Below are 25767 nucleotides of genomic sequence, written 5' to 3' on the forward strand. Positions count from 1 at the left end.
GACGTGGGCAGAGTCCTTGCCACCGGCGAGGCGTTCAGTCGTCCAGCACACCACAAGGTCGGAACGAAACCGCGTCGAACTGGATAAATGACAAGCTCAAGACCTGTACCGAAGCCCGGGAAGGGCGGGGGAGAGTGGTCCAGGTAGTCCTCGGCGACGAGGTCGTCCAAGGCGTCGACGTTGCCCTGGTCGATCTCCGCGTAGAAGCGGCGGACGAGCTTCTTGTTCTCTTCTGCAGACACCCCCGCAGTGTGGCCGGGCGCGCCGCATCCGTCGGGTGTGACGCACCCGGCCTCCGTCAAGGTTCACTCCTGCGGACCGGGACCGCGTGCGGTTCGGGGCTCCCACCGCTGTCGGCATGCGAGACCACCGGTCATGCCGCCCGCACGGGGACGCGGGCCGGTCGGCAGACGTCAGGTACTGAGCAAGCGGTTGAAGAAGGAGCGGTAGTGTTGGAGGGCGACGCGTAGATCCTCAGTCGCCACTTCCTCGCCCTGCTGCCACTGGTCTTCGAGTCCTCGTTTGTGTTCGGAGAAGGTCGTGGCCAGGGCCTGCATCGTCTCGGCGACGAGTTGGTCGGCCGCGTTGACGGCGTCCTGGGGGTCGTCGACGAAATTGCTCTGGATCTTCTGCCACCTGGTGCGGAATTCCTCCTGTTCCTCGCCGAGCAGGGGTTCGTTCTCCTCGATCGGTTCCTTTTCCCGGCGGTCACCGGCGGATGTCTCGCCGCTGCCTTCCCGGTCCTCCTGCCCTTCCCGGCCTTCCCGGTCGAGGCCGGTGGCTTCCCCGGGGAACTGCGGCGGCGCGTCAGCCGGATCCAGCGCCTCGTCTCTGGTGTCTCCGGTGCCCTGCCGGGCGCCGGCCAGGTCTTCCGTGGAGAGAACACCCTCGTCGTCCCGGGGTGTGTCGTGGTTGCGCATTTCCTTGTCACTTCCGTCCGTCATCGTGGTCCGTCCGGACACCGACGGGGCCGGCTCACCGGCTGCGGGCTGCCGGCCGATCTCTCATCCCCGGCTGTCGCGCGGTCGGTCGCCGTCATGGAGCAGCTCGTCGAACAGCGCGCGGTAGTGCACCATCGCGCCCCGCAGCTCCTCCGTGGTCGCCTGATGGCGACTGCTGCGGTCGTTGACCTCATGGGCGGACCGGTAGTGCTCCAGGGTGCGTCCGTGTTCCACGGACAGGTCCTTCACCTGCTGCTCGTACCCCTCGGTCGGGTACCCGCGCTCGCCCATGAGCGTGGTCACGAGCCGGTCCGCCTCATGGACCGCGTCGTCGGGCCGGTCGACAAACTGTTCCTGCACGCGCGCCCAGTCCTGGGCGTAACGGTCCCGGACCGGTGCCGGCAGCGGCTTGATGTCCAACGCGTCGTGGCGTTCCTGGCGCTCGCGCAACTCGCGCTCGGCCGCCCCGCGGCTGTCCGTGGACTCCATGGTCCGCTCGTATTCCGGTCCGAAGCGCTCCCGCAGCTTTCGGCGGCGCGCGGTGACCGTCCACGCCGCCACTGCGCACACAAGCAGCACCAGCACGGCGGCGATGATGATGATGGTGATGAGGGACATGGCATCCTCCGCTCGTAGCCGCATGCTCCCCGAGCACGGCGACTGCTGCACCCGGCACCGGCCGCCGACGCGGCGCTCACGTTCCCGCCGTTCCTGCCGAGGGGCCGCTCGCAGGCCGTTGGCTGGCGGCGGTCGCGGCCCAGCGGGAGACGGCTGAGGCTACCCGGCAGGAACAAGATCGCCCGAGGCGATCAGGTTCTCCTCCGATCACGCACACCCTCTCGCCCCTTCTCCATCGTCCTCCTCACCTGCCCCACCGGCAAGCATCAGCCGGCAGAGCCGGGCAAGGACGCCGGAGCCTCCGGCGCCGGGACGGGCCCTTGGCCCCCTCCGCGGCACCCCCTCACTGCCGCCAATCTTGCTGGGGCCACCCGTGTGATCAATCGCGGACTCATGAAGCTTCAGTGGCCGTACCAAGGGACGCCCCGTAGCTTCTGGCCTGTCTGCGGTCCGGCGGTCAGCCGAAGATGAGCTCGACGCCCTGGTCCAAGCAGAACTTCATGACGGTGACCAGCTGGCGGCCCACCAGGCCGGCGTTCTCGGACTGCTGACCGGGCCGCGTGGTGGTGGTTCGGCTGGTGCGGGGCTGCCGCTACTTCCAGGGGATGTTGAGCCACGGGCTGGCAGGGTTGGTCGTGAGGACCTTGTGTGCGGCCAGCACGTCCGTGTACCACGGACCGAACTCCTCAGTCGGCACTCACGCGTGAGACAACTATGAACAGCTCCGTAGAGGCCAGCGTATCGAAGTACGCGCCCCAGTCGCCCTTCACCTTCGCCTCGAACAACGCCCGCTCGACAGCACTGGGCGCCGACCACGACGGCGCCACCACCTGTGGCTCTTGCTCAGCCGACCCCGTCACAGCAATGCGCCCCTTCCCCCCTCGTGTTGCTTGGCAAATGACTGCCGCGAAGATCCTGAGGTGCCCGACGGGACGACCCGCGCCAGGTCTCGACAGGGGCGCTGTACGGGCTCGGCAGGCGAGGCGTTACGTCCCGACTGGTGGAGCTCGCCTGCCAGCTGCGTCACGAAGGCGCACACCTCTCCGTCTTCACGGCACGGCTCAGATCAGGGCGGGCCAAGCGGAAATGGGCGGGCAACGCGCCCTCAGCGCTTGTGGGCGCCCCGCACCGGGCTGCCCTATGTGTGCGTCGGCCCAGGGCACTACGGAAGCGCGCGGGCGAAGCCGTGCGTCTTCAGCCGCTCATCGTATGTGGCGCGGGAGCGAGATTTAAGCAAGGATGGCACGTTCGCTCTAGTATTCGAAGGAATGCCCCTCTATGCACATCCGGCGTACCGCCGTTGTGGCCATGGCCGCAGTGACCATCGCGGCTCTCACTCTCGGCGGCTGCGAAGATGGCCGTCCGGTCAGCAAAGGCAGTGGGGAGGGGAGCCGGCCCCGTCCTATGAGCACCGCTGAGGGGGCCTTCGATGTGGAGAAGGCCGTGAGGGAGGCCGATCCGGCGCCGTACTCCGCGCATGTGGAGTCCGACTCCTTCGTCGGCGGCAAGATCACGATGTCCATTTCCGGGCGGTTCAACCTCAACAGCAGGGGCGGGGCCACGGCGCGCGTTCATTCCGGCGACGGTATGCCGCCCGATCAGGCTGTCGACGAAGACGTCGTGATGACGGCGAAGAGCATCTACCGCAAACACCTGAACCGCGGGGTGGACAGTCCCTGGCAGGAAGAGAAGAACGACGGCCGCCAGATGGGGAACGAATATGCCAACTACGCCCGGCCGATGCTCGATCTGGGTCCCAAGGCCCGCAAAGGCATGGAACGGCTGGACGGCGTACCCGTGTACCGGCTCTCCGCCGCACTGTCCAACGACCAGATCACAGCCGCCGACCCGGTCACGGGTGAAAAGGTACGGGCTTTGCAGAAGGGCGCGAAGATCCCCTGCGATTTGCTGATCAACAAGGACGGCCGAGTCGTCCGCATGGAGCAATGGTTCGGCCGGTCCTCCGCCGCACACACTGCCATCACCATGACGGACATGCTTCCCGGTACCTACAAGGTGTCGGCCCCGACCGACGTCATCCCAGCCTCGCCTGACCCTGACCCTGCCCATGAACCGGCCCCGGCCCGGCACGCGTAACCCACCTTGGCGCGAGAGACAGTTCAGCCCCGGGCGACGGTGAGCGGTGGCGGGGGCGATCGGGGCGTGAGGGCCGTCGGTCTGGTGCTTCCCGTCGGCTGGGGGCAGGCAGGAACTACCGGACTATCGGGCGCTGGGGGCTCACTGCCACTGGACGTCGATCCGATCTCGCGGATCCGGCCCCGCCACGCGAATCACCATGCCGTCCCAGTCCCCGACAGGAAAGCGCCCGAGCGCCGGCCCCGGATTCCGAGGGGGCCCTGCGGGCTGAGCTCTACGACGACGTGGTCAACCCCTCGCGGCCCAACGCCAGCCGTGCGGTGCGCCAGTCGCAGGCATTCCTCGCCCAGGGCGGAGGCGAAGCCCGGGGGTAGGGCCTGCGCCGTCCATGGGGCGAAGGAGCTCGTCACGGTGCTCGAAGACAGCAGCACGATACTCACCATGCAGCGCGTCAGCGGGCCGAGGGGCATGAGGCAGCAGAGCCTGGTAAGTCTCGTCCCACAGCGCCCGTGTCCCCACGGGCTCCATCCTGACGGGCCTCGGACCGACTTGAGTACGAGGACCGGCCGATCCTGAGTACGCCGGCGCAGACGAACCGGCACTGGAGCCGCTTGGCTGTACCCATGCACGAGACAATCGCCTTGACCACCGACCGCGCCTCCGGGCCCCGTGCCATCGACGGGGCATTGAGGTGGGCCACTGCCTTGGCGGTGGCTCTGGCTCCGGTGGCCTTTCTCATCGGTGGCCTGGCGCAGATGGCCGCGGAGGTTCACCCTCAGACCGTGGCGGTCGTCACGGTCTGCTGGTGGGCGTCCTGGACGGCTACCCCACTGCTCGCGGTGGCCTTCCGGCTGGCCCTGCGACACCCCGCCCTGGCCAGGGCGGGCCGCTGGGCGGGGTGGGCCGCGCCGGTCCCGCCGACGGTCACGATCCTGCTGACCCTTGGCCTGTAGGTGGCACGACTACCTTGGCGTGCTCCGAGAGCTGCCCTCGTCAGCGGCGTTGACGCCGGCGAGAGGGGCCGGATCGAACGGGGAACCGCCGAGGAGACCGGGCTGGCGGTTACAGCGATCGGCGGCCGCCTCGGCCACTTCGACTGCCGCTCCGGCAGCGGACGCGCACCCACCGGTGCAACTTCAGTGCCTGTCCTACGTTTTAGGGGCGGGCTCGGAGCGTCGGGGGTAGCGATCGGCAGGCGCCGGGTCGCGACGGATGGGTTGTGTCCCTTGCGGGCCGCCAAGGAGGCGCAGGGCCATCTCTGGCACATCACCCCCGCTGGCTTCTTCGGGCAGCGGCCCCTGTACTTCATCGAGAGCGCCGCGGGCCAGGTGCCGCTTAAACCCGCCGCTGCGGGCGCGGCCGACACCGGGCGCGGTGAGGACGGCGCGCCGAAACCGCAGCGTAGGCGCATGACCGTCCACCAGAACGCCCCCGAGAGGACGGCCGATATCGTCCAGGTAGGCCTCCCGGACAAGGTCGGCGACAAAATGGCGCGGGAAGAACGGCGCGCCCGAGGACACCCAGCTCTGGGTCGTCACGGTGACGCCATGGGGCGGAATCACCTTCGTGCCGATCACCCACCCCGCGCCATCCTCGGATTCCAGGACCACACCGTGGCGGTCGACAGCGAGGTGCGACTCACCTACAACTGGGGCGGGGACTTCACCGGAACGGTCATCAACACCTTCTACCCGTTGCCCAACGAGTGGAGCGTCCCCTACCACCACGTCTTTACGTGACCCGCCACCACCGCCGCACCCCACCCGCCCCGGACCGACGCCTGCACCGCCTGGAAGAGGCACCACGATGCCCGTGCCCACCGCAGAACTGAAGCTGGAGATCGTCAACGCCGCCACCGGGAAGACTCTCGGCGCCGAGGCCTCGCCGGGCGAGGACGGGGCGCTCGTCGTCCGCGACTTCCCCGACGGCGGCCCGAGCCCAGAGCAGTGGCCGGGGTGTCGGGGGCGGGGAAAAACGTCGGTAGTCTTCGACACCATCGCTGTCGAATCCCAGCGGCAGCTGATCGAGACCTTCCCGTATTTCGTGCGCAACCGCCTGCCCCGCTACGAGAAGCCCGAAGCCGACGCCATCGGCGATCTGTCGCCGGCGACCAGAAGCCGCTGGGCGGCGGTCGCGTTCCACGGTGGGGACGACACGAACGCGCTTACCCTCCGCGTTTCGCCCAGCCCTGCGCAAGGATGCTCCTGTGCCGCACAGGTGAGCACCGAACCCTTCCCGCCAGGCATGCAGGAAGGCAGCAGCCGCACCAGGGCCGGCGTCGTGGGCCTGGGTGGGGTGGAGGCCGCGGAGGGGGCCGTCGATGAGCAGGACGGCGAGTCCGTGGACGGCCGACCAGGCGAGTAACTCGGCCCCGGGGCGGCGGCCTTCCGGCAGCAGACCATGTGCCACGAGGCCGTCGAGGGCCTCGCCGAGCAGCTCGAAGGGGGCCTTACCGGTGGTGCCCGCGGCGGTGTCGGCGGCGGCGTGGGTCATGTCGCCGGGGACGTGGAAGGCCGTGCGAAACAGGTCGGGTTCTTCCTTTGCGAAGCGGAGGTAGCCGGTGCCGACGGCACGAAAGCGGGCCCGGGCGGCGCCCGCCGGGTCCCCGGCGGGCGGCAGGACGTCCTGTTCGGCCTCCATGGTGCGGGCGACCTGGGCCATGGCGGCCTGGGAGACGGCGTGCAGCAGGGCGTCACGGTGGCCACCGTGCTGCTGCTCGGCAGCGGAACGGGCGCACTCGCTCTGGCCTTCGCCGGACACGTCCCCCTTGAGATCATCGTCGCCGGGGTCAATGTCGAGGGCGTCTCGATGACTCCAGGCGTCTCCAGTGGGCTCCGCCCCCACCTTCATCACCCAGGCCGAGCGCGCCACGCTCCACGGTGCCTGCGTGAAGGCGACTCCGGATCTGCCAGTAATCGGAGCCATGACCGTCGCCATCACCATCGACAACGCCACCGTCGGTGGTGTCAAGGTCGAGCCCGCGGCCATCACCATCCGCAAAGTCACAGGCGGCGACGTGAGCATCAGGGTGCCAGGCTCGTCGGATACTGATTCCACAGGCTTGTTCAGCCTTGGCGCCGGTCACATCACCGGGGAAGGCCTCACTATCCGGCCCCACGCGGTAGCTGTCGGCACCATCACCATCCAAGGAGTGGCCTTGGATGCCTGGCGCGGGAAACACGACTGCCGCGCTTCGGCTCCGGCGACAGCTCCCGGTGGCACCGGAACCGCGCCCAGGGGGAACCATGAAAGCGTCTGTGCTCCAGGAGGCCGGAGTACGGCACCGGTGGCGGGCATGGCGCCGGACTCGCCCGTTCTACGCGGGCCTGCCGATGATCGCAGGTGCCATCGTCCTGGTAGCCATCTCCTGGGTGGACCTGGGCCTGCTCCGGCTGACCGGTACGGCCGGCGCCGCCACGTGGACCATCAGCACACTGCCGACCGTGGCGGGGCTGACGACGTGGGCCGGCAGCAGCCGACGCCACTTCACCGGCAGCCTGGCCGTCGTCCTCGCGCTGTCCAGCCTGATCGCCGCCAACCTCGGCGGGCTTCTCCTCGGTTTCTTCTTCGCTGCCGCCGGCGGCTGCCTGGCCCTGGCCTGGACACCACTGCCGCAGCCGCCACCCACAAGTCCCGGCACCGATACGACAGAGCCGGTCAGCCACGACTGAGAAGCCCGGAAGAGCGCTGGCCAAATGGCGGTCAAAGTGGCCATCTATTGCGCACCGTCACAGAGGGTGTGACGTTGAGGGATAGCTGGCCAGCGGTCTCTGACCCCATGCAGGCCAGGCGGTGTTGTGGATCTGTAGTTGGCCAGTTTGTGGCTCGATAGCTGGCCACTCAGTGGTCAGGCACCTCGTGGTCATGTTTCGAAGCGCCTTGGGCATCGCCGTTCCGGGCCGGGCATTTGGTGCGACGGTGTCCCCAGGCCGTTGGGCTGCTGCCTCTCTGGCAGGCCATGCCGCCGAGCCTAGCGGCCTGCAGCGAGTGCGCCCGCTACGGATGGAAGGACCTGGGCGTCGCCGCTCAGGTTGAGCGTCACGCCGGGCATCATGGCCGCCCGCGTGACGCTTCCGGACGGATCCGCCGTGGCAACAGTGGCCAACCGACGGAATCCGCTGAGCTGGCCCTATATGGTGTTCCGCTCCTGGCCGTTCCCTCACATCGCGAGGTCATTTCCCGCGTGCTAGGAAAGGACGTGGCTGAGTTCCGCGGTGCAGCAGTCGCGACTGGGCAGTCGGCGACGGTTAGGACTGCGCCAGCCGAGTCAGCACGTGAGGGCTGCTCAGAGCAGGTCCTGCAGGGTGCGCCGGATCGCGTGGTCCAGTGGGCTGCGCGGCGTTGCCAGACCGGCGATGAGTCGCTTGATGTGGTCGGCGGTCCTGCGTGGGCACAGGGGCAGGAGCACGCTCGCTGTGCGGGCCTGGACGCCGACCGCGTAGCGGGGGCGGGGGCGGCGGGCGGTGAGCGCTCGGCGGATGGTGTGGGCGACTGGTTCGGGGCCGGGGAGATGGCGGACGCCGGTGCGGAGCAGCGTGCGGGCGGTTCGGTAGGCGTCCGCGTACGCCGATTCCGTGGGATGCCTAGTGAGGCCGTCGACGCCGTGGTCCCAGATACCGGTGGCGTACCCGCCGGGTTCGATGGCTGTGACGTGGACGCCGTCCCGTGCCGCTTCCAGGCGCATGGTGTCGCTGAGCATGGTCAGGGCGGCCTTGCTGGCGCAGTACCAGCCGTTGAAGGGGATGCTGAGGCGTGCGCCGAGTGAGGAGACGTTGACGATCCGGCCGCTGCCGCGGCGGCGCATGGCGGGCAGGACGAGTGCGGCGGTTCGTGCAGGCCCGAGGAGGTTGACTTCCAGCAGGTAGCGAGCGTCCTGTGTGATGACGTCCTCGACCGCGCCGGCTGCCGGGATGCCTGCGTTGTTGACGAGGGCCCAGGGACTGCCGCCGGTCAGTTCGGCGATTTCCGCGAAGGCGGTCGTGCAGGAGGCGTGATCGGCTACGTCGAGCAGGACCGTGCGCAGCCGCAGCCCCTGCTCGGCGGCGGCCGCGCGCAAGGCGTCGGCCTTGAGCGGGTTCCGGGCCGTGCCGATGACGTCGTAGCCGCTGCGGGCCAGCAGCAGTGCGGTGGCGCGTCCGATGCCGCTGGTGGCGCCGGTGATGACGACGCTGCGCGCGCCCACGCCGCTCATGGCGCCCGCTGTCCTCATAGCCGGATCTGGGCGAAGCCCACGCTGATCCCGCTGGCCAGGCCGATCAGGGCGACGGTGTCGCCGGGCTCGAGACGGTCGCTCTCCAGGGCGGTGACCAGTTGCAGCGGCAGGGACGCGGAGGCGGTGTTGCCGTGCTTGGCGACGGTGGGCAGGCAGCGGTCGGCGGGCAGGCCGAGTTTGTCGACCGTCTCCAGGTACTGGGGAATCGTGATCTGGTGGAAGGCGATGAAGGAACTGCTGCGCGCCATCTCCAGCTCGTGGCGGGCTTGTGTAAGGACCAGAGGCAGCGCGTCGATGGCAATGTCGCGCAGCAGGTCGCCATTGAGCCGGAGAAAGGTGAATTCCAGGTCGTCCGATCGGGGATGCAGGGTGCCACCCGCCTCCAGGGTGCAGGATTTCCAGGCGGTGGAGTCGGCCGCGAAGGCCGTGGTAAGCACGCCCGGTCCGTCGTCGGTGGCGTCGGTCGCTGTGAACAGCAGGGCTGCACCTGCGTCGGAGACGGTGTATCCGGGCATGGCCCGCAGGAATGCTTCTTGGCTGGGCACGTCCCAGCGGGCGGCGAGCGTGGGCGCTTCCCCGCAGGTGATCAGCACGGTGCGGTAGCGGCCGGCCTCGATGAACGCGGAGGCGATCTCGATGCCGTTGAGCACGCTGTTGCAGGCGTTCTTCACGTCGAACACCGGGCAGGTGGCTCCCAGCTTCGCGGCCACGATGTGTGCGGTGGCGGGTTCGATGAGGTCCTGGCTGCAGGCGGTGAACAGCAGCAGGTCCACGTCGCCGATGGCGGTCCCGGCGGCGTCCAGGGCCTTGAGCGCGGCGGAGACGGCGAGGTCGGAGGCCTGCTCGTGCGTGCCCTTCTCGTGGACGCCGTGCACACCGGTGAGGTCCTCGAGCAGGCCAGACGGCGGGACGAAGGCGCTGCCCGACCGGGCGATGCGGCTGCGGGCCTGATCCATGGTCCGGTATGAGGCAGGCAGGTGGACGGCGGTGGTCACCAGCTGGGCACGCACTACGGAACGCATCCTCATGACGGTACGGACGCGCCCGTCGACGGTCCACCAACGCTCCTTATTTCACTGGAAAGATTGAAGTAGGGAGTAAAGAAACGAATAACTGCTTACCGCCTGTTTGGGCAGCCTTTCATGGGAGCCGAGGGGGGAGTTGTGAGCATGGGTGACGGTGACCGGGCGATCGCGATCGTGGGAGTGGGCTGTCGGCTGCCGGGCGGGCTGAGGGACCTGGCCGGCTTGTGGGAGGCGTTGTCCCGGGGCCAGGACTTGGTCGGTGAGATGCCGGAGGACCGCTTCGACCAGGCCCGTCTCGTGGACCCCGGACCTCAACGGGCCAACTGCAGCTACACGGCGGCCGGCGGTTTCCTTCCCGACGTCGCCGGGTTCGACGCAGGGTACTTCGGTATCGCCCCTGTCGAGGCCGCGTCCATGGATCCCCAGCAGCGGTTGCTGCTGGAGCTGGCCGTCGAGGCGCTCGACGACGCCGGCATTGCGGCGGAATCCCTGGCCGGCTCATCCGCCTCGGTCTTCGTCGGGGTCTCCGACATGTCCTACGCGCGGCTCCAGTCACGGCTGAGGGGCCATCAGACCCCCTACATCATGAGCGGAGGCGCCCTGTCGATCGTCGCCAACCGTCTCTCCTACCACCTGGACCTGCGTGGCCCGAGCATGGTGATCGACACTGCCTGCTCGTCGGCGCTGGTGGCCCTGGACCGCGCCTGCCGGACCCTGCTGGAGGGCACCGGCCGTGTCGCCTTCGCCGGCGGCGTCAACATCCTGACCGGCCCGGAAGGCTTCATCGGGTTCTCGGCCGCCTCGATGCTCTCGCGGCGCGGCCGGTGTGCGGCATTCTCCGCCGAGGCGGACGGTTTTGTACGGGCCGAGGGCGGGGGTGTCGTCGTCCTCAAGCGGCTGGCCGATGCGGTGGCCGACGGAGATCGGATCCACGCGGTGATCGTCGGCACGGCAAGCAATTGCGACGGCCGGACCATGGGCCTGGCCCTGCCCAGCTCCAGGGCACAGGAGGCACTGCTGCACGAGGTCTACGAGCGAGCCGGGGTGGCCGCCGACGACTTGGTCTACTTCGAGGCGCATGGCACCGGAACCGTCGTCGGAGACCCGGCCGAGGCGGGGGCCGTCGGGCGGGCCCTGGGGCAGCGGCGGGGGAACGGGCCGTTGCCGATCGGTTCGGTGAAGTCGAACCTGGGTCATCTGGAGCCGGCTTCCGGGATGGCCGGGCTGTTCAAGGCGCTGCTGGTCCTGCGGCACGGCACCGCCCCGGCGACCCTGCATGCCCTCCCCCTCAACCCGGAGATCGACTTCACGGCCCTGGGACTGGCGCCGACCGTCGAGCCCGTCGCCCTCCGCCTCCACGCGGGTGCCGCCGTCGGCGTCAACTCCTTCGGCTTCGGCGGCGCCAACGCCCACGCCGTCCTCACCCTCCCGCCCACGGCCGCCCGCCCCGCGCCCATGACCACCGACACCCTCCCGGTGACGATCTCCGCCCGTTCCCCGAAGGCACTGGAGGAGCTGGCGGCCCGGATGTCCGTACGGCTGAGGGAGGCCGCCCCCGGGGAGTTCTACGACCTGGCGCACACCAGCACCCGGCGCCGTACCGCCCACCCGCACCGCGCCGTCGTCCTCGCCGGCAGTGCATCGCGGGCGGCCGATGAGCTCGACCGGCTCTTCGCCGGTACACCGGCCGCCGGGGCCGTCAGCCCGACGGCGGACCGGTCCGCCGTGGCGTACGCCTTCTCCGGCAACGCGTCTCAGTGGCCCGGTATGGCCGCTGATCTGCTGACCACCGAGGCGGCCTTCCGTGCCGCCGTCGAGGAGGCGGACGCCGCCCTCGCCCCGCACCTGGGCTGGTCGGTGACCGAGGAGCTCGCCCGCCCCGGACCGGCCCGGTGGAAGCGCACCGAGATCGCCCAGCCGCTCCTGTTCACCGTCCAGCTGGGGCTGAGTGCCCTGCTGGGGGCGAACGGTCTGCGTCCCTCGGCGGTCTTCGGACACAGCGTCGGCGAAGTGGCCGCCGCCCACGTGGCGGGGGTCCTCACCCTGGATCAGGCCGCCTTGGTGATCGCCGAGCGCGGCCGTGCCCAGGCCGGCACCGCCGGCACCGGCCGGATGGCGGCCGTCGGACTGTCCGAGCCGGCGGCACGCGAGGCGCTGGCCGGGTACGAGGGGGCGCTGGAGCTGGCCGGGATCAACAGCGACCGGGACGTGACCGTCGCCGGGGACCCTGAGGCACTGGCGGCCCTCGGCGCACAGCTGACGGCCCGGGACGTCTTCTTCCGTGAACTCGACCTCGACTACGCCTTCCACAGCCGCGCCATGGACCCCGTCGAGACTCCTCTGCGTGCCGCCCTGTCCGGCCTCGTCCCCTCCCCGGCCCGTATCCCCTTCTTCTCCTCCGTCACCGGGACACCCCTTCCCGGTGAGGAGCTGACGGCCTCCTACTGGTGGCGCAACGTGCGCGAGCCCGTCCGCTTCGCCGAAGCGAGTGCCCACGCCCTCGGCCACGCGGCCGGCATCGTCGTGGAGATCGGCCCGCACCCCGTGCTCCGCCCGTACCTGCGCCGCACCGACGCCGTCTATGTGCCTACTCTTCACCGGGACGCCGCCGGGCCACAGACTGTGGCCGCGGCCGTCGCCGCACTGATCGCGGCGGGCGCTGACGTGGACTGGCCCGTCCACTTCCCCCACCCCGCCCGCGTGGCCAGCCTGCCGGCCTACCCCTGGCAACGCCGCCGCCACTGGCACGGCAGCCCCACCGACTGGGTGCGCAGCAGTGGCACGGGCCGGGTCGAGCACCCGCTGCTCGGCGAGCGGCTGCCCGGCCCGCACCCCTTGTGGGAGGCCATGGTCGAGCCCCAAGTGGTGCCCTGGCTCGGCGACCACCGCATCGAAGGGGCCGTGGTGATGCCCGCCGCGGGGTACGTGGAGATGGCCCTGGCCGCGGGGCGGCGCGTCCTGGATGCGACGGCGGAGGTGCGGCATCTGGAGATCACCGCCCCGTTGTCCCTGCCCTGGCCCGACCCCGGTGACATCCGGCTGCAGACCACGGTCCTGCCGGGCGGCGGCACCCTCGTCATCAGCACCAGCCAGGGCGGCGGCCAAGAGTGCCGCCCCGTGGTCAGGGCCCAGGTGCGCGCCCTGCTCGGCAGGCCCGCGGCGCCGATGGCCCCGGAGGAGACCCGGGCACGCTGCCCCCACCCGATCGACGGGGAGGAGCACTACCGGGCGTGCCGGCGCGCCGGCCTTGAATACGGACCCAGCTTCCGCCTGCTGCGCGAACTGCACACCGGCGACGGCGAGGTGCTCGCCTCGTACCGCTACGAGGGGCCGGACGAGACCTACGGCGTGTTCCCGGCCGTCCTGGACGCGGCCTTCCAGGCAGGCGTCCCCCTGCTGCGGAGCCGGATCACCAGGGGTGATCCCTACCTGCCCTGCGGTCTGGAGAGCGCACGTGTATGGCGAGCCCCCGCGCCCTCCGGCCTCATCCACGTACGCGAGCGGACCGCGATCGAGCCCGAGATCTGCTGGGACATCACGGTCACCGACGAGGACGGCACGGTCGCCGTCGAGATCGACCGCTTCCGCCTGCGGCGGATGCCCGCCGGCCGTACACCGCTGAGCGTCCAGGGGACGGTCCTACGGGCCGCCCCCCGGCCCGGCGTCTGTGGTGACGGTCCCGTGCTGCCCACGCCCGCCGGCCTCGTGGCGGCTGCCGACGGCCGGATCGCGGAGCTGAACGCGGCCTGGCAGAGCAACGGCCACGACCGGTTCGCCGCGGCCGCGACGGACACCGTCAACCTGTACTGGGCCGCCGTGCTCGCCGGCTTCCTGGCGGATCCCGCCGCCCCGTTCACCCCGGGCGACCTGGTGGCCGCGGGAATGCTGCCCCAGCACCGCCGCCTGCTGAAGGTCAGGCTTCCCCTCCTCCAACGGCAGGGCCTCGTGCGACACCTCCCCGACGGACACTGGCAGCTGACGTCCGTGCTGCCCCCGTCCGTTGAACCACTGCGGGCGCTGCTCATGGACCATCCCGCCACCAGCGCCGAAGCGGGCCTGGTCACCAGGCAGCTCCAGCACCTGCCCGGCCTGCTGCGCGGCACTGCCGAACCTGTCCAGCTGCTGTCCTCCGACACAGTCCGCTACCAGCACTTCTACGACCTCGCACCGCGCAACCGCTTCACCCATCTCCTCGTCCGCACGGTCCTGGAGGAGATCGTCCGGCGCTGGCCCGAGGACCGGCCGCTACGGGTACTGGAAGTCGGCGCGGGCACCGGAGGGCTGACTGCCGCCGTGCTCCCGGTGCTGCCGGCCGAACGCACCCGCTACACGTTCACCGACATCTCGGTGACCTTCCTCACCCCTGCCGAACACCGCTTCGCCGACTACCACTTCATCGATCACCGCACGTTCGACCTGGACGCCGACCCCGCCGGACAGGGCCTGCCCGAGGGCGGATTCGACGTCGTACTGGCCGCCAACGCTCTGCACACCGCCACGGATCTCAAAGCCGCTCTGCGTCACGTCAGGCAGCTCCTCGCCCCCGGCGGCCGGCTGCTGGCGGTGGAATCGCACGACACGGCACAGCTCGCAGCGTTCTTCGGGGCCCTCGACAGTTTCTGGCGCCGCAGCGACCACGCCCTGCGCCCGGTCGGCCTCCTGCTGGACCACGATCAGTGGCCGCCCCTGCTGGAGGAGTGCGGATTCACCGGCGTCGTGCGGGCCGGCACCGACGCCGGTTGTGGCCAAAAGGAGTTCTCCGTCTTCGTCGCCGCCGCGGACGACCGCGCGGCGCCCCTCCCCGCCCTCGCCGCCCCGGCGTCCGGGACAGCCTGGACGATCGCCGTCGAAAGCCCGGACGAGGAACCGCTGGCCCGCTGTCTGGCGGAGCTGCTGGGCGGCGCCGCCGTCACCACCTTCGACCAGCTCTCCGGGCCGGCCGCGCCCGGTGCCCAGGAAACGGTCACCGTCCTGCTGTTCGGCGAACCCGAGGGGGAACCCCAGGAGATCGTGGTGCGGACCACCCGCAGGGCCGCGGCCCTGCGCGCCCTGACCGTCGCCCATGACCGGCTGCCGGACGGAGCGCAGGGCAGGGCATGGCTGGTCACCCGCCCCACCGGTCTGCTGCCCGCACCCGAACGCCCCACCCACCCCGGTGATGCCCCCGTCTGGGGCATCGCCCGAACGCTGGCGAACGAGCGGCCCGACCTGGCGGTGCACCGGGTCAGCCTCGACCGCTGCGAGGACCCGGCCACCGACGCCCTCCGCCTCGCCCGGGAACTGCTCGACCCCTGCGAAGAGGACGAGATCGTGCTCACCCGCAGCGGCCGCTTCGTCCCCCGCGAGACCGAGCACCTCGCGCACGAGCCGCCCGCCACCACGACAACCCCTTCCTTCGCCCTAGCGGTGCACGACCCCGGGCTCTCCTACCGCCTCGCCTGGACGGCACGCCCGGTTCCCGCCCCCGGCCCGGGACAGATCGTCATTGCCGTCAAGGCCGCGGCACTGAACTACCGCGACACCCTCCAGGCCAACGGCATGCTGCCCACCGAGGTCATCGAGGGCACCCCCACCGAACACGGACTGGGTATGGAGTGCGCCGGCATCGTCACCGCGACCGCTCCCGGTGTCACCGCCTGGGAGCCCGGCGACCGCGTCTTCGGCATGACGCCCGCCGCCCTGGCCTCCCACACCGTCACCGCAGCGGAATCGGTCGGCCGTGTCCCCGACGGCATGAGCTTCGCCGAAGCGGCCACCCTGCCCGTCGTCTTCGCCACCGTCCACTACAGCCTCGCCCACCTGGCCCGCCTGGCGCCCGGCGAGACCGTGCTGGTCCACGGCGGCGCGGGCGGCATCGGCCTCGGCGTCCTGCAATACGCCCGGCACTGCGGAGCCAAGGTGATCGCCACGGCCGGCAGCGAGAGCAAGCGCGACCTGCTGGCCGCACTCGGCGTCGAACATGTCCTGGACTCCCGCACCCTCGACTTCGCACCACGCGTCCTGGAACTGACCGGCGGCCGCGGCGTCGACGTCGTCGTCAACTCCCTCAGCGGCGAGGCCATCGCCCGCACCCTGGAACTCCTGCGCCCGGGCGGCCGCTTCGTCGAGCTCGGCAAACGGGACATGCTCGAGAACAACCCCTTGCCCCTGCACCCGTTCCTGCGCAACCTCAGCTACTTCGGGGTCGACGTCAACAGGCTGCTGGCCGATCCCGAGACCCAGAGGAAGCTGTTCACCGAGGCCGTCGACCGAATCGATGCCGGCGTCTACCGCCCGTTGGCCCACGTCGTCTACCCCGCCGCCCGCGTGAAGGAAGCGTTCAGGCTCCTGCAGCACTCCCACCACACCGGCAAGGTCATCATCCGCTTCGACCCCCTGGATGAACCCGTCCCCGTCCAGCTCTCCCCGGCCTGTCCGTCGCTGGACCCCGGCGGAACCTACCTGATCACCGGCGGCCTGGGCGGATTCGGCGCCGCCACCGCCGACTGGCTCGCCGACCTCGGCGCCCGCCACCTCGCCCTCGTCAGCCGCCGCGGCAGCGCCGCCCCCGAAGCGGCCACCGTCCTCGACCGGCTCGCGCTCCGCGGCGTCACCGCCACCCCCTACACCGCCGACGCCACCGACGAGAATGCCATGAGGCAGGCGATCGCCGCCGTGGACGCCACCGGGCGCCCCCTGCGCGGCGTGGTCCACAGCGCCATGCAGCTCGACGACGCCCCCTTCACCGACCTCACCGACGAACGCTTCGCCCCGGTCCTGGCGACCAAGGCAGCCGGCGCAGCCGTCCTGCATCGCCTGACGACCGGCCATCACCTCGACCTGTTCCTGCTCTTCTCCTCGATGGCCACGCGCCTCGGCACCCCGCTCCAGGCGTCCTACGTCGCGGGGAACAGCTACCTGGAAGCCCTGGTCCGCGCCCGCAGGCACACCGGGCTCCCCGCAACATCCATCGCCTGGGGGGTCGTCGCCGAAACAGGCTATGTGGCCCGCAACGACCTGAGTGCCGCATTGACCGGGCTCACCGGACTCCTGCCCACGGCCCCCGACACCCTCTTCCCCGTGGCATCCCGTGTCCTGACCGACGGCGCCGACGTGGCCGGTATCAGCGCAGGCGACTGGGCCCGCGCCTGGCGGATGCTCCCCGCCCTCGCAGCACCTCGCTTCGCCCTTCTCGTCCCCGCCCACGCGGCCCTCCCGGACGACAATCGCGAGGAGCTACTCCGCTCGCTGGCCGCGATGACCCCCGACGACGCCGTGCGAGCCATCGCCGAAGCCCTCGCCCGCCTCCTCGCGACCGTCCTGCGCACCGACCCGGCCGAACTCGACCCGGACCGCCGACTGACCGAGTACGGCATCGACTCCCTCATGGGCGCCGAATTCCTGGTACACACCCGCGAGTACTTCGACATCCGCCTCTCACCGACCGAACTCCTGACCAGCGGAGGAACCCTCACCCACATCGCCCACCTGATCCACCAGCGCCTCATCCCCCAACGCACCGGATCGCAGACACCCGAAACGGCGGCAGCCGGGGGAGACTCGACGTAGTGCAACCGTGCCGACGCGCGGGCAGGGGGCAACCCCTGGCCGTGGCGGGGCCGCGGTAAGCACGTGGCGTCTGGGCCCCGGGCAGCCGACGCTCGTGACAAACCAGTTCGGGGCGGAGGACTTCAACCTGATTGTGGACGACCGCGCTGATGTTCACATCGGCAGCAGGGACGGCCGCTTCTGCCTCGGATGGTTCCCCACCGGTCGGCCCGGCAGCGACGGCGAGGGCTGGCGGCTCTCCGTCACCGCGACTGCCAAGACCCCCTCTCCCCGGGGGGACTCAGGCGGTAGCCCTGGCTGCGTGAGCAGCCAGGGGTGAATGTTTCGCACCGTGTTCCGCTCGGCGTCAGTTCCCCTGTGCGGCGAAGGCCGCATAGGCGGCCTCGTCGAAGAGGACGAAGCGGACCTCTTCCACGGACGTGTCCGTGGTCCGCACCGTCTCGACGGCGATGCGTGCGGCGTCGTCCATCGGCCAGCGGAAGATGCCGGTGGAGATCGCCGGGAAGGCCACCGTTCGGGCTCCCAGCTCGTCCGCGACCCGCAGGGATTCGCGGTAGCAGGAGGCCAGCAGCTCCGAGCGGTCCTCCTCCCCGGAGAACACCGGGCCCACGGTGTTGACCATTCACCCACCCCTGAGTCCCCGTCTATGAACCGGCGCCCACCGCTCCCTGGGGCGCGGTGGGCGCCTCGCCGTACGCGTTTCCGACGGCGCATCATGCGGAGTGCGGGACAGATCACCGGTGATCCGTCCCGCACGAACGGCGACGCGCGACCACCCTCTCCGTCGACGAGACCATGGAGACCGTCGGCGCCCTGCAGCAGAAGTTCCCCAACCTCCTCTCCCCGCCGTCCGACGACATCTGCTACGCCACACAGAACCGGCAGACCGCGGTCAAGAAGATGGGCGCCGAGGCCGACCTCGTCATCGTCGTCGGCTCGAAGAACTCCTCCAACTCCGTCCGCCTCGTCGAAGTCGCCCTCGGTGCCGGCGCCAAGAACGCCCACCTGGTTGACTACGCCGAGGAGATCGACGAGGCCTGGCTGGATGACGTCGACACGGTCGGCCTCACCTCCGGCGCCTCCGTCCCCGAAATTCTCGTCGAGCGCGTCTTGGAATGGCTCGCCGCACGCGGCTACAAGGACGTCGAAACCGTCAAGGCCGCCGAGGAGTCCATCACCTTCTCCCTCCCCAAGGAGCTCCGCCGCGACCGGCGCGCCGAGGCCGCGGCACCCGTCGCGGTGCGGAGGGCGACACGACCAGGCGGCGAGTGGTGCACTCTGAGCGGGAAGAGGCGTAGCGGAGCATTTTCCCGGCCTGCCACTGTATGGAGCAAGGCAATGCTCGGGGGTCGGGTAGCGACCTGTCGTACGCTATGACGCCGTGACTCCCCTGCCCCTACGCTGCGGTGCAGCTGAGTCAGAACAGGTCCTGGACGCGATCCGTGCGTGACCGCACTTCCAGGTCACCGGTCCCGTGGTGGCCGAGCCCCGTGACATCCCGGGTGAAGTTGGGGACGTGGTCGGCCTCGGCGGACAGCTCCTCCATTGTGCCTTCGGCTGCGCGGGCACCGGGCGCCGTGGTCTCGTTCGCCTGGCGGCCGCGCGGCGCTGCCACCTGGTCGGCTGGGCCCGGCCGTTGCCTTGAACCGGACCCGGGGCCGGGAGCCCCATTGCGAGGTCACGAAGAAGAACGGGGACGCAGCTGCCCTAGCGGCCGGGCGGGTGGTCCGTTGAGGAAACTTGGAGGGCGCGGTCGAGTCGGTGGTCGTGGGCCAAGCGACTGGTGGTGTCGGTGTAGCGGGGGATGATGGCCTGGCTGTAACCGGCCCCCGCGAGGTACAGGGCGCAGGTGTCGGCCCAGTGCCGCAGCCCGGTTCGGTCGGACATGGTGAGGTCGGCGCTTTCGGCGAGCTGCGGCAGGGCGCGGCTCAAGGTGGTGAACTCTTCGGCGAGCTGCGTGATGCGGTCGGCTGCCGCGGTGCGGGCGGTGTGCGGGGAGTGCCCTTCGGCTTCCCAGGCCAGCAGAACGTTGTCGTCGTTGCCGTCGACGCGTTCGCGTTCCACGGAGTACAGGTCGTTCAGGAAGACAGTGGTGTCCGTGATGATCCGGCGGATGCACTGGATCTCGGGCAGGGCGAAGACGGCCGGAGGGATCTCCCAATCGCACGCCGCCTCGAATAGGTCGCCGTAGGCGTGCATGCCGACGGTGAGGCGGCGCACCTTCAGGCGCTCGGTGAAGGGCAGCGGTGGCCCGCTGCGGGCGCGGTGGGCCGTGGCCTGGACGACCCCGCCCCACCACAGGGTCAGGTGATGGCGGTGGCGCCGCAGCCATACGGGGCTCATCAGGCGCGCGAAGTCGGCGAGGAGGTCGGCCATGGCGCGGGAGAACGGGTGGCGCGCGGTGACCGGTTCGGATGGCGGGTGTTCGATTGCCGTCATCATGTGGTTCAGCACGCGGCACGTGGCGTCCAGGCGGTGCCCCAGGGAAGTGCTGTCGAACTGGTCGTCGAACATGATGCCCAGGGAGAGCCACTTGTCGATCAGCAGCAGTCGATCGGCGGGTGTGTCGGGAAAGCACCAGGCTTCGAGAGCGGTGAGGTCGACGTGGTCCCACCAGCGGCATGCGGCTGCTGTGGGCAGCATGCCCATGTCGATAGCCCACTGGCGCGTCCGGGGACGTACCCGGTCGGCATGGGGGTTACGGCGCAAGGGGAAGGGCAGCTCAATGACGGGCCAGCTGCCGGTGTGAGCGGTCATGAGGCGGCACTCCTTCACCGCCCGGCGTGGGCGGGCGCCCGTGCGCGGACGGACGGTGCGGAAACCAGAGGTCTGCCGTCTCCCACTCCAGCGGCAGGCCGCTTCGGTGGGCGGGACCGCCGGCAGCCGGTTCGTCCGGCGTGGCTTCGGGCCTCCCCGACGGGGACCGCGACGGGGCTCCACCTGCCACCCTCAACGCTAGGGCGGATCCCTGCCCACGCCAAGGGCGTATCGGGGAGAGTGGGTGTCAACGGCCATGACGGACACTCCACGGCGTACGCGGCGCACGACGGAAGCGTGGCAAGGGCCGGTCGGGCCGGGTGAGTGAGCTTTTACTGGACCCCAGGGTTCCGCAACGGTGACATCGACCTTGGGATCGCGTCGATGCAGGAACCGAGTAGCAGGCCTTCGCCGCCGACGGCGCGGCCGGTTCGCCGGCCGGGGCCCCTTTTTTGCGGTCCCCGACCGCGTGCTGGCGCGCGCACGACGGTCGAGTCGACCGCGACCATCCACTCTTCTCCCGCAGCCGACCACCCGTTTCGGGGCCCAGCTCGGCAGCAGCGGCCCGATCCGCGCCCACTGCGCGTCCGTCAACGGCACACCGAACCAACGATCAGATGATCCGAAAGAAACAGCCTACGGACACCTGTCGAGGCCAACGGCTCGGCTACCGGCGCCGGAGCAGCTCTGTGTATGCCGTCACAGGGTCGGCACGTGGCTGTGTCGAGTGTGGCGGCCGGGCCCATCTCTCCGGTGTCCATGGTGGGTGTGCGCCGGGCTGCGCGCTTGTTGCGAACGTTGAGTGCGCCTGTGCGCCCTGCCCACGCAGGATCACGGAGGTTGCGGCCAGGGCATGAATCCTTCGGGTGTAGCCGCTCGGCGCTCCAGGCAAACTACTCGTCGCGGGCCGAGAGGGGCAAAGTGGCCGGCATTGACCAAGTGCTGGGCGCCGACCCGCTCGACCTAGCCGGTATCCGCGCCGACATCGACACACACCTGGCCGTCTTCCTTGACGGCAAGGTGTGTGCCGCCGCCGACCATCGGCTGTCCGGTGAGCTCGTTGAGGTGCTGAACGGGTTCCTCTTCGTGGGCGGCTTCGCTGAAGATGTTCCACGCCTTCGCGTTGATCCACGATCACCTCATGGACGAGAATGACACCCGACGCGGGCAGCCCACCGCTCACCGCGCTCTGGCCGGCCGCCATACCGGGCGGGCGGACGCGTGCCGGCTCGGCGTCAGTGCCGCGATCCTGCTCGGTGACCTCGCCCTGGCGTGGTCCGACGAACTCCTGCACGCTGCCGGGCTCACCCCGAGTCAGCTCACCGACGCCCTGCCGATGATCGACATCATGCAGGCCGAACTCATGCTCGGCCAGTACCTCGACCTGCTTGCTACCGGCGGGCCCACCCCCGACAACACCGGAGGCTCCCTAACCATCACTCGCTACAAGTCCGCCAAGTACACCGTCGAGTGCCTGCTGCACCTGGGCCCCGTCCTGCCCTGGGCCGGTACGGCACTTCGCGCTGCCTTGTCCGCCTTCGCCCTCCCGATCGGTGAAGCCTTCCAATTGCGCAACTCGGCGCCTTCGGTGATCCGACGGTGACGGGCAACCGTGCCTGGATGACCTGCGCGCCGACAAGGGCACCACCCTGGTCATCCTCGTGATGCAACGCGCCGAGCCGATCCAGCGGCGCACCCTACGCGCTGGTCGGCAACCGCTCCCTGGGAGAGGACGACGCCGAACGCGTCCGCCGGGTCCTGGAGCCACAGGTGCCGGCGCTGCCGTGGAGCATCCGGTCCGGGACCGGCAGGACTAGGCGGGCGGTGGTCTGCGACGATCCTCGTTCCCGCTCGCTACGGCCGCTGTCTCGTTGGAGATCCGCCTTCGCCGCCACTGTGAGGACCGCATGAATGAACACCTCTCCTCTCCCGCAGCGTCTCGTCCGCGCCGGATCGCTGCGGACCCGGCAGGATGGAAGCCGCGGCGCGCAGCCGCGTTGGCCGACCTGGCCATCACCGACACAGTCGTCGCCGCTCAGCTTTCGCAGTGGGCGCACCGCCTGGGAGCACCCTTCACCCAGGACGCTGTGCCACTGAACGCGGTCTACGCCACCCACATGGCGCCCTGGAACCCACCGACTGCCACTTTGACCACCGCCAAGTGCGTGTTGTGGATCTCGACCGTCGACAACTGGGCCGAGCACAATGACACAGCCCCACTTGGCCTGGCACACCTGCAGGGTGTCGCCGAAGGCAAGATTCCCGACCCCCATTTCGCACTCTCCGGCGCCCTCGCCGACATTCGCGACACGGTACGAAGGGTGACACCGTCGGCGTTTGTCGTCTCTCAGTGGGTGGAGGCCGTGGCTGGTCTGCTGACGGGCATGATGTTCGAGCACCGCGCCTCCGCCCGCATCAGGGACGGAGGCCCACCGCCTGCCCTGCCCCTCTACCTGCACCACGCCGGCCAGACCATCGGCGTCCCCCTGCTCATGGCCACGCTATGGGCCACAGCACCACAATCGGTGTGTGACAGCAACCTTGTACGGCTGCGGCCCCCACTCGCAGCAGCCTCCCAGGCTGTCCGCATAGCCAATGATCTCCAGAGCTATGAACGCGAACGCCATACCGGAGACCTCAACGCCCTGGCCCTCGGCGCGTCACCCGCCTTGCTCGCAGAGCAGCTCGCCTACCAGGTCCGGCTCTGCCTGACACAACTGCGCCCCCTTCTGACCAGCACCTGCCCCGAAGCCCACGCTCTGCGTTACCTCCTGCATTTCGCCCTGCGTCTCCACCGGTCCGGCGATGTCGGCCACCCACACGAGCGAGCGCGATGGTGACATCCGGCAGACCGCGACACTGAACTGCCCCGGGGTTTCCCCCGCAGCCGGTTTCGGATGACAACCTGATCGGCCGCCGCCCACTCATTTCCGCGACAAGAAAGAGAACCATATGCACGATGCGGTGACCGAAGCCGAAAAGATCGTGAGAGACATCGGTGGCAGAACGATCGCCTCCACCGCCTACACCACAGCCTGGGCCGCCCGCATGACCACCCTGGACAACCAGAAGATCTTCCCCCGCGCCCGGCACTGGCTGACCGAGCAGCAGCACCCGGGCGGTTCCTGGGGCAGCAGCGCCGTCCACAACCCCTACGACCGCCTCGTCTCCACCCTCGCCGCGATCACTGCCCTCAACGAGGAGCCCGGCGAGACCAGCCAACGCGCAGTACACGCAGGCGTGGACTTCCTCCGGCACCGCGCCGTCGACTGGCGCGGCGCGCCTGGAGAAACCGTCGGCTTCGAGTTGGCCGCCCCTTTCCTCCTGGAGCAGGCCCGCCGACAAGGGCTGGACGTATCCGTGCACGGCGCCGAGGAACTGCGCCGGCTGCGCGCGGACAAACTCGCCACCGTCGTCGACTCCGGCGCGCTGCTGCGTGAACCCACCAGTCTGCTCTACTCGATCGAAGCCCTCACCGACCTCGTACCGGCCCGGAAACTGTCCCGTTTCACCCTGCCCAACGGCTCCCTGGCCGACAGCCCCTCCTCCACCATCGCCCTGTGGCAGGCCACCCGCGATCCGGCGGCCTTGTGGTACCTGTGCGGCGCCGCCCGCTCCACCGACGACGGCGGCATGCCAGAGGTGCACGGCTTCGATGTCATGGAACCGGCCTGGGTCCTCTACACGCTCGCCCGCGCGGGCCTCAAGCCCCCCTCCGCCACAGCCCATATCGCGCGCCTGGAAGCTCTGGGCGCACGCTCACCAGCTGGCCTGGCCATGAGCGCGGGCTTCCAGGTCACCGACTCCGATGACACCTCGATGGCCGCCAACGTCCTGCACGCCTACCACCGCCCCACCAAACCCCTACTCAAAGCCCTCACCTCCTTCGTCACCGACACCCATGTCGCCTGCTACCTGTACGAACGCGGCCTGACCGTCACGGTCAACGCCCGCGCCCTGGAAGCCTTCGCACCCCACCCCGACGTCTACGCCAGAGAAATACGTACCGCCCTCGGCTATCTCCTGGACGTGCGCAAAGACGGCGCCTGGTGGGTCGACAAATGGCACACCTCGCCCTACTACGCCACCGCACAGACCGCCTTCGCCTGCTCCCTCGCAGCTCCCCTAGAAATGGCGGCCACCTGGCAGTGGCTCCTGGAAAGCCAGCACTCGGACGGATCCTGGGGCACCGGCGGAGGACTGGCCGAGGAGACCGGCCACGCCGTCCTCGCCCTCAACGCCCTCGAACCCCACTTCGGCCCGGCCCCCACCGAGATCTACCTACGGGCCCACACTCAACTGTGCGCACAGCTGAACACCCCCGACCCACCTGCCCTGTGGATCGCCAAAACCCTCTACACCCCCGTCAACGTCGTCCGCGCTGCCATCCTCTCTGCTCACACCATCGCTCTCCACCACACCGGCCACATACCCGCCCGATGCGCCGCCCCACAGTGATCCGGATGCCCTCGGAGCCGGAATGCCCGCGCCTCGACCGCGTGGTAGTCCCTGGGTGCGCGCCACTACAATTCCTTTGCGCTACCCCACCCTTGCGCGGCGGAGTTGGGGGCAGGTGTTCCACGACAGAAGGGGCCTTGGCGTGACCGGCACACCGCCCGCACCGTCCTGGGTCACCGCGCTGCTCGACCTCGTCGAAGCTTCGCCGCCCCCCCGCCGAGCCCGTCAGCGTTCTGCGTCAACTGGCAGACCACAGCCCTGGGTTACCGGGCGTCGAGGCGGTCGGTGCCATCCTCGCCGCCCTCACCGGGCAGCTCCAGGACGCCGCCGCGACCGGACCTGCCGCCGAACGGCTGGAGAAGGCACAGATCGAACTGGACGAGGGGCCCTGCCGTGACGTCTGTCACCCTGCCGCGAAGCCGCTGACCGATATCCCCTTGATCCACCCCTTCAGCTGGTCCCGCTGGCCGAGCTTCACCCCCCCGGGCCCTGGCCGACGGCTTCACCGCCACCACCGCGATCCCCGTCCAGCGCGGCCCCCAGGTCCTGGCGCCCTCAACCTCTTCCACCAGCACCAGGCCCTGGGCACCAAGCAGTTGCAGATGGGCCGGGCCCTCGCGGACGCCGCCGCCATCGGCGTGACCCACCACCAGGCCCTCGCCCAGCAGCAGGTGCGCACCGGCCAACTGCAAAGAGCACTGGACAGCCGCGTCGTCATCGAGCAGGCCAAGGGCATTCTGACCGAACGCCTACGATGCACGCCCGACGAAGCCTTCGACCTGCTGCGCAAGGACGCCCGCGCCCACCAGCAAAAGACCCTCGATGTCGCCCGCCAGATCATCGACGGGCCCGCGGACTCCGGGCCCTTCCGCCGCTCCCCAGCAACCTGAACCCGCGACAGAGCCGGTCCCGAATGAACCCACAGCATCCCGCTACCGGGCAGGGGCATCATCCGTATGCGGCCATTACAGCGGAAAGCCGCCGTCGCGGGAGCGACGGCGGTCCACCCGGCCAGGTCTGGGCGGGGGTCGGCGTCGTGGACGAGGTCGGGCAGCGGCTCGAGGGAGACGCTGGAGGTGAAGGCGGGGTCCGTGGCGGTGGTGGTGGGCCG

The 25767-nt window shown here is 70.0% G+C and carries 17 protein-coding genes and 6 pseudogenes; 13 read left to right on the forward strand and 10 right to left on the reverse strand.

Annotated elements, in window-relative coordinates:
• The 3 genes from ACZ53N_RS32175 to ACZ53N_RS32185 form a co-directional block, all read right to left on the reverse strand.
• Positions 1-242, reverse strand: a 242-nt coding sequence (locus ACZ53N_RS32175; RefSeq protein ID WP_469144342.1) for a hypothetical protein, incomplete at its 3' end; no start/stop codon positions are given.
• A gap of 171 nt (positions 243-413) precedes the next feature.
• Positions 414-944: a hypothetical protein gene (locus tag ACZ53N_RS32180; protein WP_469144343.1), complete on the reverse strand. Its 531-nt coding sequence runs from the start codon at positions 942-944 to the stop codon at positions 414-416.
• 60 nt (positions 945-1004) lie between these two features.
• A complete protein-coding gene (locus ACZ53N_RS32185; RefSeq protein ID WP_469144344.1) occupies positions 1005-1559 on the reverse strand; it encodes a hypothetical protein in 555 nt (184 codons plus the stop codon).
• 1404 nt (positions 1560-2963) lie between these two features.
• On the opposite strand from ACZ53N_RS32185, the gene ACZ53N_RS32190 reads away from it, so the two are divergent.
• From ACZ53N_RS32190 to ACZ53N_RS32205, 4 genes and pseudogenes are all read left to right on the forward strand, one after another.
• Positions 2964-3656, forward strand: a complete 693-nt coding sequence (locus tag ACZ53N_RS32190) for a hypothetical protein (protein WP_469144345.1) — start codon at positions 2964-2966, stop codon at positions 3654-3656.
• Positions 3657-4279: 623 nt separating this feature from the next.
• Positions 4280-4609, forward strand: a complete 330-nt coding sequence (locus tag ACZ53N_RS32195; RefSeq protein WP_469144346.1) for a hypothetical protein — start codon at positions 4280-4282, stop codon at positions 4607-4609.
• 279 nt (positions 4610-4888) lie between these two features.
• Positions 4889-5395 (forward strand): annotated as a pseudogene (locus tag ACZ53N_RS32200) (hypothetical protein); the annotation flags it as partial.
• Between the two features lie 67 nt (positions 5396-5462).
• Positions 5463-5808 (forward strand): annotated as a pseudogene (locus tag ACZ53N_RS32205) (hypothetical protein); the annotation flags it as partial.
• 191 nt (positions 5809-5999) lie between these two features.
• Here ACZ53N_RS32205 and ACZ53N_RS32210 read toward each other — a convergent pair.
• A pseudogene (locus ACZ53N_RS32210) lies at positions 6000-6680 on the reverse strand (TetR-like C-terminal domain-containing protein); the annotation flags it as partial.
• A gap of 221 nt (positions 6681-6901) precedes the next feature.
• Here ACZ53N_RS32210 and ACZ53N_RS32215 point away from each other — a divergent pair.
• Positions 6902-7327 carry a DUF6114 domain-containing protein gene (locus ACZ53N_RS32215; protein WP_469144347.1) on the forward strand — a complete coding sequence of 142 codons (426 nt, stop codon included), beginning with the start codon at positions 6902-6904 and terminating at the stop codon, positions 7325-7327.
• Between the two features lie 614 nt (positions 7328-7941).
• On the opposite strand, the gene ACZ53N_RS32220 is transcribed toward ACZ53N_RS32215, so the two are convergent.
• Together ACZ53N_RS32220 and ACZ53N_RS32225 are read right to left on the reverse strand one after the other, a co-directional pair.
• A complete protein-coding gene (locus tag ACZ53N_RS32220; RefSeq protein WP_469144348.1) occupies positions 7942-8847 on the reverse strand; it encodes an SDR family oxidoreductase in 906 nt (301 codons plus the stop codon).
• 14 nt (positions 8848-8861) lie between these two features.
• Positions 8862-9890, reverse strand: coding sequence for a 3-oxoacyl-ACP synthase III family protein (locus tag ACZ53N_RS32225; protein ID WP_469144349.1), 1029 nt, complete (start codon positions 9888-9890; stop codon positions 8862-8864).
• A gap of 147 nt (positions 9891-10037) precedes the next feature.
• On the opposite strand from ACZ53N_RS32225, the gene ACZ53N_RS32230 reads away from it, so the two are divergent.
• Positions 10038-17441: an SDR family NAD(P)-dependent oxidoreductase gene (locus tag ACZ53N_RS32230; RefSeq protein ID WP_469144350.1), complete on the forward strand. Its 7404-nt coding sequence runs from the start codon at positions 10038-10040 to the stop codon at positions 17439-17441.
• 7 nt (positions 17442-17448) lie between these two features.
• Positions 17449-17700, forward strand: a pseudogene (locus ACZ53N_RS32235) (DUF317 domain-containing protein); the annotation flags it as partial.
• Positions 17701-17787: 87 nt separating this feature from the next.
• Here ACZ53N_RS32235 and ACZ53N_RS32240 read toward each other — a convergent pair.
• A pseudogene (locus ACZ53N_RS32240) lies at positions 17788-18063 on the reverse strand (macro domain-containing protein); the annotation flags it as partial.
• Between the two features lie 149 nt (positions 18064-18212).
• Here ACZ53N_RS32240 and ACZ53N_RS32245 point away from each other — a divergent pair.
• A pseudogene (locus ACZ53N_RS32245) lies at positions 18213-18671 on the forward strand (4-hydroxy-3-methylbut-2-enyl diphosphate reductase); the annotation flags it as partial.
• Positions 18672-18858: 187 nt separating this feature from the next.
• Here the strand turns inward: ACZ53N_RS32245 and ACZ53N_RS32250 are convergent.
• Both ACZ53N_RS32250 and ACZ53N_RS32255 read right to left on the reverse strand, forming a co-directional pair.
• Entirely contained in the window at positions 18859-19056 is a 198-nt protein-coding gene (locus ACZ53N_RS32250) for a hypothetical protein (protein WP_469144358.1), read from the reverse strand.
• Positions 19057-19148: 92 nt separating this feature from the next.
• Entirely contained in the window at positions 19149-20198 is a 1050-nt protein-coding gene (locus ACZ53N_RS32255; protein WP_469144351.1) for a terpene synthase family protein, read from the reverse strand.
• Positions 20199-21119: 921 nt separating this feature from the next.
• On the opposite strand from ACZ53N_RS32255, the gene ACZ53N_RS32260 reads away from it, so the two are divergent.
• The 4 genes from ACZ53N_RS32260 to ACZ53N_RS32275 all read left to right on the forward strand — a co-directional run bounded on the left by ACZ53N_RS32260 (position 21120) and on the right by ACZ53N_RS32275 (position 24656).
• Entirely contained in the window at positions 21120-21353 is a 234-nt protein-coding gene (locus tag ACZ53N_RS32260; protein ID WP_469144352.1) for a hypothetical protein, read from the forward strand.
• Positions 21340-21801, forward strand: a complete 462-nt coding sequence (locus ACZ53N_RS32265; RefSeq protein ID WP_469144353.1) for a polyprenyl synthetase family protein — start codon at positions 21340-21342, stop codon at positions 21799-21801. Before ACZ53N_RS32260 ends, ACZ53N_RS32265 begins: the two co-directional genes overlap by 14 nt.
• A 304-nt stretch (positions 21802-22105) precedes the next feature.
• Positions 22106-23038, forward strand: coding sequence for a terpene synthase family protein (locus ACZ53N_RS32270; RefSeq protein WP_469144354.1), 933 nt, complete (start codon positions 22106-22108; stop codon positions 23036-23038).
• A 124-nt stretch (positions 23039-23162) separates the two neighbouring features.
• The gene (locus ACZ53N_RS32275) at positions 23163-24656 is read left to right on the forward strand and encodes a prenyltransferase/squalene oxidase repeat-containing protein (protein ID WP_469144355.1); all 1494 of its coding nucleotides are present in this window, start codon (positions 23163-23165) and stop codon (positions 24654-24656) included.
• Positions 24657-24919: 263 nt separating this feature from the next.
• On the opposite strand, the gene ACZ53N_RS32280 is transcribed toward ACZ53N_RS32275, so the two are convergent.
• Positions 24920-25063 (reverse strand): hypothetical protein, encoded by a 144-nt coding sequence (locus tag ACZ53N_RS32280; RefSeq protein WP_469144356.1) that lies wholly within the window; start codon positions 25061-25063, stop codon positions 24920-24922.
• A 195-nt stretch (positions 25064-25258) separates the two neighbouring features.
• Here ACZ53N_RS32280 and ACZ53N_RS32285 point away from each other — a divergent pair, with 195 nt between their 5' ends.
• Positions 25259-25546 (forward strand): ANTAR domain-containing response regulator, encoded by a 288-nt coding sequence (locus ACZ53N_RS32285; protein WP_469144357.1) that lies wholly within the window; start codon positions 25259-25261, stop codon positions 25544-25546.
• Positions 25547-25767 lie beyond the last annotated feature (221 nt).

The organism is Streptomyces sp. NPDC033229, assembly GCF_055576875.1.

Coding starts and splice junctions, on each gene's coding strand:
- ACZ53N_RS32195 (WP_469144346.1), top strand. CDS start 4,280: ATGCACGAGACAATCGCCTTGACCACCGACCGCGCCTCCGGGCCCCGT.
- ACZ53N_RS32220 (WP_469144348.1), bottom strand. CDS start 8,847: ATGAGCGGCGTGGGCGCGCGCAGCGTCGTCATCACCGGCGCCACCAGC.
- ACZ53N_RS32215 (WP_469144347.1), top strand. CDS start 6,902: ATGAAAGCGTCTGTGCTCCAGGAGGCCGGAGTACGGCACCGGTGGCGG.
- ACZ53N_RS32265 (WP_469144353.1), top strand. CDS start 21,340: ATGGACGAGAATGACACCCGACGCGGGCAGCCCACCGCTCACCGCGCT.
- ACZ53N_RS32255 (WP_469144351.1), bottom strand. CDS start 20,198: ATGACCGCTCACACCGGCAGCTGGCCCGTCATTGAGCTGCCCTTCCCC.
- ACZ53N_RS32185 (WP_469144344.1), bottom strand. CDS start 1,559: ATGTCCCTCATCACCATCATCATCATCGCCGCCGTGCTGGTGCTGCTT.
- ACZ53N_RS32285 (WP_469144357.1), top strand. CDS start 25,259: ATGGGCCGGGCCCTCGCGGACGCCGCCGCCATCGGCGTGACCCACCAC.
- ACZ53N_RS32180 (WP_469144343.1), bottom strand. CDS start 944: ATGACGGACGGAAGTGACAAGGAAATGCGCAACCACGACACACCCCGG.
- ACZ53N_RS32270 (WP_469144354.1), top strand. CDS start 22,106: ATGAATGAACACCTCTCCTCTCCCGCAGCGTCTCGTCCGCGCCGGATC.
- ACZ53N_RS32225 (WP_469144349.1), bottom strand. CDS start 9,890: ATGCGTTCCGTAGTGCGTGCCCAGCTGGTGACCACCGCCGTCCACCTG.
- ACZ53N_RS32230 (WP_469144350.1), top strand. CDS start 10,038: ATGGGTGACGGTGACCGGGCGATCGCGATCGTGGGAGTGGGCTGTCGG.
- ACZ53N_RS32190 (WP_469144345.1), top strand. CDS start 2,964: ATGAGCACCGCTGAGGGGGCCTTCGATGTGGAGAAGGCCGTGAGGGAG.